Below are 11,300 nucleotides of genomic sequence, written 5' to 3'. Positions count from 1 at the left end.
GACTGGATCCGTTAACATTCGCCGCCCACATACACTGACAGAGCTTTTATGGATTATCACGCACTGGTTGCCAACATCAAATCTTGGGCTTATGAACTCGGCTTTGCTAAAGTCGGCATCTGCGATGTGGATCTTTCAGCCCACGAAGAGGCCCTACAACAGTGGCTGGATGCCGGTTATCATGGTGACATGGACTGGATGGAACGTCACGGCATGATGCGTGCACGTCCAGCAGAACTCTTACCAGGTACTGTGCGTGTCATCAGCGCTCGTATGAACTATCTTCCCCAAGATGCGCATTTCGCGACTAACTTAAGCGATACCACACAAGCATACGTGAGTCGCTATGCGCTTGGACGTGATTATCATAAATTAGTTCGCAACCAACTTAAAAAGCTTGGTGAAAAGATCAAAGAAGAAGTCGGTGCCTTAGGCTATCGTCCGTTTGTTGACTCAGCCCCCGTTTTAGAGCGACCACTCGCCCAAAAGGCTGGATTAGGCTGGACAGGAAAGCACTCGCTCATTTTAGACGAAAATGATGGCTCGTGGTTCTTCCTTGGAGAATTGTTGATAGATCTTCCTTTACCTATTGATGAGCCATCAGAAAACCAATGTGGAAAATGCCGTGCTTGTGTGACCTCCTGCCCCACCAATGCGATTGTCGCTGATGGTGTCGTCGATGCGCGTCGCTGTATTTCTTATCTAACGATTGAATATGCGGGCGTCATTCCAGAAGAGTTCCGTAAACCGATGGGAAATCGCATCTATGGGTGTGATGACTGCCAATTGGTGTGTCCATTTAACCGCTTTGCAGATCTCACCACACAAGCGGATTTTCAACGTCGTGAAATGTTTCAAGACCCAGATTTATTACGCTTATTTTCGTGGGATGAAAAAACGTTTCTGCAAAAAATGGAAGGGTCAGCAATTCGCCGTATTGGCCATCAACAATGGCGCCGTAACTTAATTATCGCCATGGGCAACGCCCCCTATTCACAACGCATCATTGATACGTTAAGTGACACTATCGGGCAGTCGGAATTACTGGATATTCATATTGAATGGGCACTGCAACAGCAAGAAGCACAATTGCCTTTTAGCGATAGAAAAAAAGAAAGATTGATTCGAATCGTTCAAAAAGGATTACAGAGAGACGCCTAAAAAAACCCTCATTTTGACATCTTCCCTCTTGACATTACCTTATCCATTAAAATGTGGACAAAAAAATCTCACACAACTTTTTTACTTAGATACGTAAAGTTAGTCACAATAGAAAGAAATGATTAGGATCAAGTGTTTTTTGATTAATGATCTTTTTTTTCTTGTGGTTACGCTTTGGAAAACTCAAAAAAGTTATTTAAAAACATAACCTTATAACAAAACCACCTCAAAATGAAAAACTCAAATCTCAAAAAAGATCGTAGCCAAGATGCTGTTTTTTTCAGCTCAAAAACACTTTATGCACCAAGTTATCCACAGAATTATTTTGTGGATAACTCTGTTGACTATTCGTTTAGAACTCGTGGGTAACACAAAAACAGGCTCACCAGAAGGCGTCCTGAAAGAAAGGAATCAAATATGTAGTTTGCTAATTTAGGTATGATGCTTCACAGCATTAAAAGAACACAATCCATGTTAGAACTTAAATTTAGCACAAATATAGCTCTTGTCAGAAATACCACTGTGATCTTGATTACAATCTAACGATTGTCTAAACAATGAGAAACGTTCAACTCATTGCCTTATATAGTCTTATAATTTATCTATCACAGCGCTCTGTATGGTCTCTGCTACTCAATGATCAGCGACTTATTACAAGCACACCGAATGACATTGATAACGACACATACCGATATACGGCAAGCGTATATAAGCTAATAATGAGATAAATTAATGCTGAGGAAGACTCTTGAACTGTATCAAACATTCCATCAACGACTTTCGAACAATGCAAGTAGCAAAGTAACTATAAGACATATATTCGTTTTTTAGCCATTGCAGATATGCAATGAATACAGACTTCATAAGAAGTAACTGGAGCGACACACGAGGTTCGAACTCGTGACCTCGACCTTGGCAAGGTCGCGCTCTACCAACTGAGCTAGTGTCGCACTAGAAATGATTATTCGCTCAATAAAGAGCGAATAATTAAATATGGTTGCGGGGGCCGGATTTGAACCAACGACCTTCGGGTTATGAGCCCGACGAGCTACCAAACTGCTCCACCCCGCGTCCGATTGTGTCATTGTTAAGTACAATGAAAACTTTGGAGCGACACACGAGGTTCGAACTCGTGACCTCGACCTTGGCAAGGTCGCGCTCTACCAACTGAGCTAGTGTCGCACTCTATTACCCGATAGTTATCGAATAACTGAATGTGGTTGCGGGGGCCGGATTTGAACCAACGACCTTCGGGTTATGAGCCCGACGAGCTACCAAACTGCTCCACCCCGCGTCCGATTGTGTCATTGTTAAGTACAATGAAAACTTTGGAGCGACACACGAGGTTCGAACTCGTGACCTCGACCTTGGCAAGGTCGCGCTCTACCAACTGAGCTAGTGTCGCACTCTCATTACCCGATAGTTATCGAATAACTGAATGTGGTTGCGGGGGCCGGATTTGAACCAACGACCTTCGGGTTATGAGCCCGACGAGCTACCAAACTGCTCCACCCCGCGTCCGATTGTGTCATTGTTAAGTACAATGAAAACTTTGGAGCGACACACGAGGTTCGAACTCGTGACCTCGACCTTGGCAAGGTCGCGCTCTACCAACTGAGCTAGTGTCGCACTCTCATTACCCGATAGTTATCGAATAACTGAATGTGGTTGCGGGGGCCGGATTTGAACCAACGACCTTCGGGTTATGAGCCCGACGAGCTACCAAACTGCTCCACCCCGCGTCCGATTGTGTCATTGTTAAGTACAATGAAAACTTTGGAGCGACACACGAGGTTCGAACTCGTGACCTCGACCTTGGCAAGGTCGCGCTCTACCAACTGAGCTAGTGTCGCACTCTCATTACCCGATAGTTATCGAATAACTGAATGTGGTTGCGGGGGCCGGATTTGAACCAACGACCTTCGGGTTATGAGCCCGACGAGCTACCAAACTGCTCCACCCCGCGTCCGATTGTGTCATTGTTAAGTACAATGAAAACTTTGGAGCGACACACGAGGTTCGAACTCGTGACCTCGACCTTGGCAAGGTCGCGCTCTACCAACTGAGCTAGTGTCGCACTCTTAAACTGAAAACTCCGCTTCTCTATAAAAGAGATTTGGAGCGACACACGAGGTTCGAACTCGTGACCTCGACCTTGGCAAGGTCGCGCTCTACCAACTGAGCTAGTGTCGCATACTTAACGTTGTTTCCCGTCGTTAGGGGTGCGAATTATAAGAGCATTTGAGTGTGATGCAAGTCTTTAATTGAAAAAAAAAGAGATTTTTTCATATCTGATGGAAAAGCAACCAAAAAAGAACAGGTTTTTACCTGAATGATTGCTAACAACCACATCACATATTCGCTGTTAAGGACGCCTATTAGATAGCAAATACCTTTTTACGATAATATTGTAACTCAGCAATCGAATCGCGAATGTCATCCAACGCTAAATGGCTACCTTTTTTAGTTACGCCTTTGAGCAACTCTGGCTGCCAGCGACGAGTTAACTCTTTAATCGTGCTCACATCAAGATAACGGTAGTGAAAATATTGCTCAAGCTCAGGCATGTACTTGTACAAGAAACGGCGATCTTGCCCAATGCTGTTACCACAGATAGGTGATGCTCCTTTCGGAACCCATTGCTCAAGGAACTGAATGGTCTGCGCGACTGCTTGGTCTTCTGTCACTGTGGTTTGACGAATTCGCTCAACCAAGCCACTCTCGGTATGGGTAGTGGTACACCACTCGTCCATTTTTTCGAGCTCTGACTCTGCTTGATGGATCGCCAATACTGGACCTTCAGCAAGAATATTCAGTTGTGAATCCGTTACGATGGTAGCGATTTCAATTATTTTATGAACGTTTGGGTCAAGCCCAGTCATTTCTAAATCAATCCAGATCAGGTTGTGTTCATTGAAAGACATAGCTAGCCGCCTATTTGGGATTATCATTAAAAAAGGTACTATACCTAAATTCAGAAGCCCAAGATACCGTCACCTCTTGGATTTCACTCTATCTGCTGGTATATATGCAGCCGATATTCTCACTCATTCACGTAAAGAGAAGCATAGTGGCAAAGAGAAAAAAGCTGACAAAAGGCCAAGTAAGGCGCGTAAGACACAACCAGCACAAACGACTCAAGCAGGAAGAGACGGTTCAATGGGATGAATCAATGCTGGAAAACGCCCAAAAAGGCTTAGTGATTAGCCGGTTTGGCCAGCATGCTGATATTGAAGATCTTATTACAGGAACGGTACACCGTTGTAATTTACGCCGTAGTATTGAATCGCTGGTTTCTGGCGACAAGGTCATTTGGCGTCCTGGGATCGAAACACTATCCGGCATCGCGGGCGTGATCGAAGCTGTTGAAGAGCGTCATTCTGTATTAACTCGCCCCGACTATTACGATGGCTTAAAGCCTGTTGCGGCAAATATCGACCAAATGGTGATCGTTGCCTCCGTGTTACCGGAGTTATCGCTAAACATCATTGATCGCTATTTGATAGCAGCCGAAACGCTGCAAATCACCCCATTGATAGTGTTGAATAAAATCGATTTGCTTGACCAAGCACAGCGCAATGCTTATGAAGAGTCTTTAACTCTCTATAAAAATATCGGTTATGAGCTACTATTTGTCAGTAAAGAAAGTGGTGAAGGTATTGATGAACTGTCTTCTTTTTTGAGCGATAAAATTAATATTTTTGTCGGGCAATCTGGTGTGGGTAAATCTAGCTTAGTCAACGCACTCATGCCGAAAACCAATCCGATGATTGAAGAAGGTGCCGTGTCCACTAACTCAGGACTCGGACAGCACACCACAACAGCTGCTCGTTTGTATCATATTCCGACTGGCGGGGATCTCATTGATTCACCAGGCGTTCGCGAATTTGGCTTATGGCACCTTGCAACAGACGATATTACGCAAGCGTATCGTGAGTTTCAGCCTTATCTTGGTGAATGTAAGTTTAGAGACTGTAAGCACCTCAATGATCCGGGTTGTGCATTACGTAAAGGCGTTGAAGACGGTAAGGTTAGTCAAGTACGCTTTGATAATTACCATCGTATCATCGAAAGTATGGGCGAAAACAAAGCCAATCGTCAGTATTCTCGAGATAAAAAATCCGATATTCGCTAAATCTTAGTTTACCGACAATACCAACTTTACTGGCTTTTTCACCGCCATTCAGTACCATTGTCGCCAAATCAGAGTAAATAATTTTGGAACACAACACCATGGATAAATTAAAAGTGGGATTACAATATTGGATCCCACAACGTGCGCTGACCGAACTGCTAGGCAAACTGGCATCGGCAAAAGCTGGACGCCTAACGACGGCCGTCATCCGCTGGTTTATCAAACGTTATCGTGTGGATATGAGCGAAGCATTGCACGCTGATCCAAGCTACTACGAAACGTTTAACGAGTTTTTTACTCGAGAACTAAGAGACGGCGTACGCCCAATGGCACAAGATGCATCAGGTTTAGTGCACCCAGCAGATGGCGCAGTCAGCCAGTTTGGTTATATTAATGATGGCAAACTTATTCAAGCCAAAGGACACAATTTCTCAGCGCAAGAGTTACTTGGTGGTGATGCAACGCTAGCGGCAGAATTCCAAGATGGTGATTTTGCCACTATTTACCTGTCACCAAGCGACTATCATCGAGTGCATATGCCATGCGCTGGTACGCTGCGCCAAATGATTTATATTCCTGGCGACCTATTTTCAGTTAATCCACTTACCGCGCAAAATGTACCAAACCTCTTTGCGCGTAATGAGCGTGTCGTGTGCATTTTTGATACCGAATATGGCCCAATGGCACAGGTATTAGTGGGCGCGACGATTGTGGGGAGTATTGAAGTCGTCTGGGGTGGCACGATTACACCACCGCGTGGTAATAGTGTACATCGCTGGGATTATCCAGCTTCAGGTGATAAGGCCATTCATTTAGACAAAGGGGCTGAAATGGGTCGCTTTAAGCTTGGCTCGACGGTTATCAACTTATTTGCGAAAGAACAGATTGAGTTTGATGACACCATGCGTTCCGGTGTTCAAACACGCATGGGAACCGCCTATGCGCACACCCGCCATAGCGCTCATTAATTCTTAACCTCACGTCGGTATGCTGAAGTGCTCTCACGATACTTTGGCATACCCTCTTTTATCTATTTTCGCTATTCCCTCTCTCCCTGATTCCCTTTCGCCATTAGCTCATCATGTCTTAAGGCTAATACACACCGTAAACCTAGTTTTCATTCATCATATTCATCCATATAAAACACGTTGAGCCAATTTATGATATGGTCAGGTTAATAGACAATAGCGCGCAGCCCATACGTACGAGAACCGATAAGCGGCTGGGTCTTATCAAAATACCGACAAATGTGTAAAGTAGGATGTATGCATATCAACGATGGAATTGATAGACAAAATCATTGATCTGATACTACTGCAAAGCACAAAAAGTGTAGTAAAATTACGCTAATTTCAATAATTTTGAATTTAATGAGGTCTTAAATATGGCAGCTAAAAAGCCAATGGCACTAGTAATCCTAGACGGTTGGGGTCATCGTGATGACAACAGCAGTAACGCCATTAATAACGCAAATACCCCTGTTCTTGACGGACTGGCCACCACTCAGCCTAATACACTGATCTCAGCGTCTGGCTTCGATGTCGGTTTGCCTGACGGTCAAATGGGTAATTCCGAAGTAGGCCACACCAATATTGGCGCTGGCCGCGTGGTTTACCAAGATTTGACTCGTATCACTAAAGCGATTGCTGATGGCGAGTTTGAAAAAAATGAAACACTAACCGCCGCGATTGATTCAGCCGTTGATGCGGGTAAAGCTGTGCATATTATGGGTTTGATGTCTCCAGGAGGCGTTCACTCCCATGAAGACCATATCTATGCTGCGGTAAAAATGGCCGCTGCACGCGGCGCTGAGCGTATTTATCTTCACTGTTTCCTTGATGGCCGTGATACACCACCACGCAGCGCACAGGGTTCGCTGGAGCGCTTCGATGCACTCTTTGCTGAGCTCGGCAAGGGGCGTATTGCCAGCTTGGTTGGGCGTTACTTTGCCATGGACCGAGATAACAACTGGGATCGCGTACAATCTGCTTATGACCTTCTCTCACAAGCCAAAGGTGAGTTCACTGTTGCCAGCGCAACTGAAGGCCTAGAAAACGCGTACGCTCGTGACGAAAATGATGAGTTTGTTAAGGCGACAGTTATCCAAGCAGAAGGTCAAGAATCTTCAGCAATGGAAGATGGTGATGCCGTTATCTTCATGAACTATCGCGCTGACCGTGCCCGTGAAATCACACGCACTTTCGTCCCAGAGTTTGATGGCTTTGAGCGTGCAGTATTCCCAAGTATTAACTTTGTGATGTTGACTCAATACGCGGCCGATATTCCATTAAATACCGCATATCCACCAGCAAGCTTAGTGAATACTTACGGTGAATGGCTAGCGAAGAAAAATAAAACCCAGCTGCGTATTTCTGAAACAGAAAAGTATGCTCACGTGACTTTCTTCTTTAATGGTGGTATCGAAGACGAATTCCCTGGTGAACATCGCCAAATCGTAGCATCACCAAAAGTTGCGACCTATGACATGCAACCAGAAATGAGCTCTGCTGAGCTAACCGATAAACTCATTGCCGCAATTAAATCAGGAACATACGACGCGATCATTTGTAACTACCCGAATGGTGACATGGTTGGTCATACTGGTGATTACGATGCTGCAGTCAAAGCTTGTGAAGCCGTTGATGCATGTATTGGCCGTATTGTTGAAGCCATTAATGAAGTTGATGGACAACTATTGATCACCGCCGACCACGGTAATGCTGAAATGATGGTTAACCCAGAAACAGGTGGTGCACATACTGCGCATACTAACCTACCTGTGCCATTGATTTATGTTGGTAGCAAAGCAATTGAGTTTAAAGACAACGGTAAATTATCTGACCTAGCGCCAACGATGCTAGCGCTAACAGATACCGAAATCCCAGCAGAAATGTCTGGGCAAGTTCTTTATAAGTAAGCCCAATTAAGGCTTAATAAACGCCTCCCAGTGGGAGGCGTTTTTATTTGTCGCTCCAATTTTGTGCTTAGAATGACAAACTTTTTGCACAGCAGACTCGCCTCACCGTATGCTTTGAGTATACTGGTCACTAATGATGTCATCAAAAGCTTACCGAATAATGTTAATGAAGTTGCTCACCCAGTTATTGAAATGCACCTCCTCGACTCTCATACGTAATACTGCCCTTATAGCAGGGGGAGTCATCGTTATGATTCCCAACACCAGTATGGCGGCGTCCCAACAAGAGCTTAAAGGGGTAAAAAGCGAAATTCATCGCCAAGAGCAATCATTATCTCGCCAACGCAAAAAACTTGATGCCCTACAAAACGATTTAAAACAACAAGAATTGAGCATTGCGGCGCAAAAGAAGCAAATCAATAACACCAAGACTAAACAGGCGAAAACCAATAAAAAAATAGCGACGTTGCGTAAAAAAATAGAGCACCTAGAGCAGCGTCGTAAACAACAAACAACGCAACTCAAAACTTTATTAAAAACCTATTATGTTACCGAGCGCTCTTTCTCTACTGAACATATTCTCAGTTCAGGCATGGAAGAAGATCGTATCAGTCAATATTACCAACACTTAGCAAAGGCGAGAGCAAAAGCCATCCATACCCTAGAAAACACGCATGAAGAGCTAGATAGAAGTGAGGGACAACTGCAGAAAGAACGTGCAAATATTGCCGCACTTTTAAAGCAGCAAACGCAGAAATATCATGAGCTCGATAAAAGTCAAAGTGAGCGTCGCAAAACCCTTAATAGAATTAAGAAAAGTATCTCAGGAGATAAAGCCTATCTCGCCGAGTTACAACAAAATGAAAATAGACTGAAAGCTGAAATAGCAAAAGCTGAAAAAGCAAAAGCAGCACGCCAAGCCGCGGCGAGCGTCGCAATGGATGGGCTATCTAGACACCTACAATGGCCAGTGAAAGGTAAAGTATTGCATCATTTTGGCGAACACCAAAGCGGACAAATTAATTGGAAAGGCATTGTGATTAGCGCCAATTATGGCGACAAAATAAAAGCGGTTGATTCCGGCACGATCGTTTTTTCAGATTACTTACGTGGTTATGGCCTCATGGTCTTAATTGATCACGGGAAAGGATATATGACGCTCTATGGCTTTAACCAATCGTTAACGAAAAAAGAAGGCGACCGTGTAACTGCCGGTGAAACGATCGCTTTAGCTGGAGATACAGGCGGTCAGCAACGCGCATCACTATACTTCGAAGTCCGTCGTAACAGTAAAGCTGAAAACCCGTTAAATTGGCTCAAACGTTAGCACGCAAAAGAGCGGTATCCTATCGATAAAAATCGGATACCGCTTGAATTAGCGCATCAATCTGCTCTTTACCTAGCTGATTAATGCCACCAGCACCTTCACGCCCCCCACCGGTAGTAAACTGACTACAGATATCGCCTGCGCCCCGACGGTTATGTAAAGGTGCACGTAATGACACCATAAACTGCTCAGAGTGCTCATCAAGTGGTGTTAAAATTAGAGTCGCTTTTTGCGGCGCTTGATTAGAAAGGTCATTCCCTAACGCACCACTGATTCGAAATGACGCAGATTGATTCGGTAATATCACCATTTGCAACGCAGAGTACTCCACCAGCGACTGCTGACTGGCAAAAGCCATATCATTTTCATGTTGCTCTTGGAGATAATGATAAGGTGAGGCACGATCGTTTATGACAGCTTCAGTGGTTTGATACGCGAGTAACTGCTCAAATAGCTGGCTAGGAGAGTAATGTAAATCTGCTACCGTGCGTCCGTAGCTATTATAATTAATCAGCGTACCTAACTGCTCTAACCTGCTTCGCTGCGTCTCACTCAGATGTGCAAGCTTGGCTTTTTCTGTCGCCACTCGGTGCAAGTTATCGCCATAAGCAGCAGCAATCGCCCACTGGTGATAACGCTGCTTAAGTAATTCATCGACGATCAGAGCCGTACACATTGTTGCGTCTGTATTAATATGACTCGTCAAACACGGGTGTTGAGGGATAGGCCCAGGTAAATGGTGATCCACATAGAATACCTCTGCCCCTTGCTCCAGTACTGAGCGTAGTCCCTGACTATTTTTCGCCATAGAGACATCCAATACCGTCAACGTATCGCCCTGTTTAACGGGCAAGTCGGTCAATAACTGAATGTCTCTTTTAACACCGGTACGCAATACTGAATCGAGTGGTTGCTCTAAGCGCAGCTGTAATAGAGCAATGATGCCATCCGCATCGCCATTAAACACATCATAATGCATAACTTTTCAACACTCTAAAAATCATAACAGGGCTAAATTATCAGCCTTTGCGCCTAGCGGCCAAGCACGAAAAGTTATATATCATTGCCCTCTATGTGCATAGCTTGAACCCCTTCTTCTAATAGTTCTAATTGCTCCAACCCTATTGGTGTGGCAACGGGCTTAACAATCGAAATCATTTGCAACATCCCTTTATGGATCACTTGCTCAGTAATGCGGGTTTGTAACGACATCGCAGATTGATACGATAGCCATGTTGATGCGACTAAATGAAGCGTCGTCGATATCGTCGGCATATCCTCTTCACTAATATCGAGTAACTTTAACTCAACAAACGCTCGCACAATCTTGATCAAATTCGCTTGTAATCGATCTTGTACGGCAATGTAGTCTGTATGTAGTTTATCGTCACGTTGCAGAATTTCGGGCAAATTGGCATAGAAAAAACGATACTTCCACATCAAAGTGAAAATAGAATTAAGATAATGCTTTAGCAGCGTGAGGCTTTCATGTTGGCCTTGCAAGGGAGTAAAACGATCAATCAATTCGTCAGAATATACAGAGAAAATCGCATGAATAATTTCTTGCTTATTACGGTAATGGTAATACAAATTACCTGGGCTAATGCCTAGATGTGCAGCAATATGGTTTGTCGTTATATTGCGCTCACCATGCTCATTAAACAGTTCTAACGCGGCCAAAATGATTTTTTGTTTTGTTTTCATACGCTGACAAATACCTTTCCGGACGAAACGCGCAGGTGCCCAATTTGAGCACCCGC

The 11,300-nt window shown here is 44.4% G+C and carries 8 protein-coding genes and 12 tRNA genes; 5 read left to right on the top strand and 15 right to left on the bottom strand.

Annotated features, from left to right (window positions below; all coding sequences use genetic code 11):
- Nucleotides 1-48: 48 nt before the first annotated feature.
- Nucleotides 49-1,161, top strand: coding sequence for a tRNA epoxyqueuosine(34) reductase QueG (gene queG, locus OCU30_RS01255; protein ID WP_077315584.1), 1,113 nt, complete (start codon nucleotides 49-51; stop codon nucleotides 1,159-1,161).
- 874 nt (nucleotides 1,162-2,035) lie between these two features.
- Here queG and OCU30_RS01250 read toward each other — a convergent pair.
- The 13 genes from OCU30_RS01250 to orn form a co-directional block, all read right to left on the bottom strand.
- Nucleotides 2,036-2,111 (bottom strand) — tRNA-Gly (locus OCU30_RS01250).
- Nucleotides 2,112-2,155: 44 nt separating this feature from the next.
- Nucleotides 2,156-2,232 (bottom strand) — tRNA-Met (locus OCU30_RS01245).
- Between the two features lie 35 nt (nucleotides 2,233-2,267).
- A tRNA-Gly gene (locus tag OCU30_RS01240) sits at nucleotides 2,268-2,343 on the bottom strand.
- 35 nt (nucleotides 2,344-2,378) lie between these two features.
- Nucleotides 2,379-2,455, bottom strand: a tRNA-Met gene (locus tag OCU30_RS01235).
- Nucleotides 2,456-2,490: 35 nt separating this feature from the next.
- Nucleotides 2,491-2,566, bottom strand: a tRNA-Gly gene (locus OCU30_RS01230).
- Between the two features lie 36 nt (nucleotides 2,567-2,602).
- A tRNA-Met gene (locus tag OCU30_RS01225) sits at nucleotides 2,603-2,679 on the bottom strand.
- A 35-nt stretch (nucleotides 2,680-2,714) separates the two neighbouring features.
- A tRNA-Gly gene (locus tag OCU30_RS01220) sits at nucleotides 2,715-2,790 on the bottom strand.
- Between the two features lie 36 nt (nucleotides 2,791-2,826).
- Nucleotides 2,827-2,903: transfer RNA gene (locus OCU30_RS01215), tRNA-Met, on the bottom strand.
- A gap of 35 nt (nucleotides 2,904-2,938) precedes the next feature.
- Nucleotides 2,939-3,014: transfer RNA gene (locus OCU30_RS01210), tRNA-Gly, on the bottom strand.
- A gap of 36 nt (nucleotides 3,015-3,050) precedes the next feature.
- Nucleotides 3,051-3,127, bottom strand: a tRNA-Met gene (locus OCU30_RS01205).
- Nucleotides 3,128-3,162: 35 nt separating this feature from the next.
- Nucleotides 3,163-3,238 (bottom strand) — tRNA-Gly (locus OCU30_RS01200).
- A 40-nt stretch (nucleotides 3,239-3,278) separates the two neighbouring features.
- Nucleotides 3,279-3,354 (bottom strand) — tRNA-Gly (locus OCU30_RS01195).
- 185 nt (nucleotides 3,355-3,539) lie between these two features.
- A complete protein-coding gene (orn, locus tag OCU30_RS01190) occupies nucleotides 3,540-4,085 on the bottom strand; it encodes an oligoribonuclease (protein ID WP_077315804.1) in 546 nt (181 codons plus the stop codon).
- A gap of 146 nt (nucleotides 4,086-4,231) precedes the next feature.
- Between orn and rsgA the strand changes: the two genes are divergently transcribed.
- From rsgA to OCU30_RS01170, 4 genes are all read left to right on the top strand, one after another.
- Nucleotides 4,232-5,296, top strand: a complete 1,065-nt coding sequence (gene rsgA / locus OCU30_RS01185; RefSeq protein WP_077315803.1) for a small ribosomal subunit biogenesis GTPase RsgA — start codon at nucleotides 4,232-4,234, stop codon at nucleotides 5,294-5,296.
- 98 nt (nucleotides 5,297-5,394) lie between these two features.
- Nucleotides 5,395-6,264, top strand: a complete 870-nt coding sequence (asd, locus tag OCU30_RS01180) for an archaetidylserine decarboxylase (RefSeq protein ID WP_077315802.1) — start codon at nucleotides 5,395-5,397, stop codon at nucleotides 6,262-6,264.
- 416 nt (nucleotides 6,265-6,680) lie between these two features.
- Nucleotides 6,681-8,213 carry a 2,3-bisphosphoglycerate-independent phosphoglycerate mutase gene (gpmM, locus tag OCU30_RS01175; protein ID WP_077315801.1) on the top strand — a complete coding sequence of 511 codons (1,533 nt, stop codon included), beginning with the start codon at nucleotides 6,681-6,683 and terminating at the stop codon, nucleotides 8,211-8,213.
- 166 nt (nucleotides 8,214-8,379) lie between these two features.
- On the top strand, nucleotides 8,380-9,540 hold the full coding sequence (locus tag OCU30_RS01170) for a murein hydrolase activator EnvC family protein (protein WP_077315806.1): 1,161 nt from the start codon (nucleotides 8,380-8,382) through the stop codon (nucleotides 9,538-9,540).
- Between the two features lie 19 nt (nucleotides 9,541-9,559).
- Here OCU30_RS01170 and OCU30_RS01165 read toward each other — a convergent pair whose 3' ends face one another.
- Both OCU30_RS01165 and OCU30_RS01160 read right to left on the bottom strand, forming a co-directional pair.
- A complete protein-coding gene (locus OCU30_RS01165) occupies nucleotides 9,560-10,519 on the bottom strand; it encodes an acetyltransferase (RefSeq protein WP_077315800.1) in 960 nt (319 codons plus the stop codon).
- Nucleotides 10,520-10,593: 74 nt separating this feature from the next.
- Nucleotides 10,594-11,244, bottom strand: coding sequence for a TetR/AcrR family transcriptional regulator (locus OCU30_RS01160; protein WP_077315799.1), 651 nt, complete (start codon nucleotides 11,242-11,244; stop codon nucleotides 10,594-10,596).
- Nucleotides 11,245-11,300 lie beyond the last annotated feature (56 nt).

Origin of the sequence: Vibrio palustris, assembly GCF_024346995.1 — a bacterium.
GTDB lineage: Bacteria > Pseudomonadota > Gammaproteobacteria > Enterobacterales > Vibrionaceae > Vibrio > Vibrio palustris.
Note: the sequence above shows the minus strand (reverse complement) of the source record. Positions and strands in the feature narration are given on the sequence as shown.